The sequence below is a fragment of the Roseateles sp. genome (genome assembly GCF_049240545.1).
GTDB lineage: Bacteria > Pseudomonadota > Gammaproteobacteria > Burkholderiales > Burkholderiaceae_C > Paucibacter_A.
On sequence record NZ_JBMLSK010000327.1, the window covers coordinates 1 to 1,083 of the forward strand.

The following is a 1,083-nucleotide window of genomic DNA, read 5'->3' on the forward strand; positions in this document are numbered from 1 at the left end:
GCGGTGGTGCACGTCGTGCAGCAAATGGATGTCGGGGCCCACGGCTTCGCGCACGGCTTCCAACAAGCCAGGGGTGTGGCGCAGGTATTTTTCGCTGCTCCAGTCGTGTTCGCCGGGCAAGTTGCCGTCGGCGGGTTCGTACAGACGGTTCGTGCCGCTGACACCATAGACCTTGTTCAGGCCCGGTACGCCACTTTGCGCGCGGATCGCCAGATAGCCTTCTTCCTTGTGGCGCAAAACTTCGTCCACGGTTTCGGCCGTGTCGCGGCCATTGGCGTGGCCATAGACCATCACCCCGGTGCGGCTGCGCCCGCCCAGCAACTGGTACAGCGGCATGTTCGCCATCTTGGCCTTGATGTCCCACAGCGCGGTGTCCACCGCCGCTATCGCGCTCATGGTCACCGGGCCGCGCCGCCAGTAAGCGCCTTTGTAGAGGTATTGCCAGAGGTCTTCGATCTGCTGCGGATCGCGTCCGATCAGGCAGGGGATGACGTGGTCTTCCAGGTAGCTGACCACGGCCAGTTCGCGGCCGTTGAGCGTGGCGTCGCCCACGCCGTACACGCCCTGGTCCGTCTCGATTTTGAGGGTCACGAAGTTGCGGCCGGGGCTGCAGACGATGACGCGTGCGGCGGTGATTTTCATGCGGCGTATCCCGTGTTCAGGGCTCTTGTTGCAGCAGTTGCTGGATGGCCGCATCCACACCGTGCTGCAGGACTTGCTGGTGCCAGTGCGTCACGCGCACGGTCCATGCGGGGTGGTCGGACAGGGCGCTGCCCCACAGGTCTTCTCGGGCCAGCAGGGCGCGCACGCAGGCCTCGGGCTCGCTGCGCTGGGCCGCGCCAATGGCCACGAGGCTGTCGGCCTGCGGATCGTTCAGGGCATAGGCCTGGCCGTGTTCGTCCACGCCCAGCGTGTAGCGCAAGAAGACAGCAGCGGCCAGCGCGTGGTGTTCCAAGGAGGCGCCTTGGGCGATCTGCCCGAGCACCGAAGGCGGCCAGCGCTGTGGGATTTTTTGCGAGCTGTCGGTCGCGATCTGGTGCACGCTGTGCTTCAGATACGGGTTGCCAAAGCGCGCGATCAGCG

General features: G+C 65.5%; 2 pseudogenes. Both read right to left on the reverse strand.

What is annotated here, in order from left to right:
- A pseudogene (locus tag ACOVRJ_RS20155) lies at positions 1–642 on the reverse strand (bifunctional D-altronate/D-mannonate dehydratase); the annotation flags it as partial.
- 16 nt (positions 643–658) lie between these two features.
- Positions 659–1,083, reverse strand: a pseudogene (locus ACOVRJ_RS20160) (mannitol dehydrogenase family protein); the annotation flags it as partial.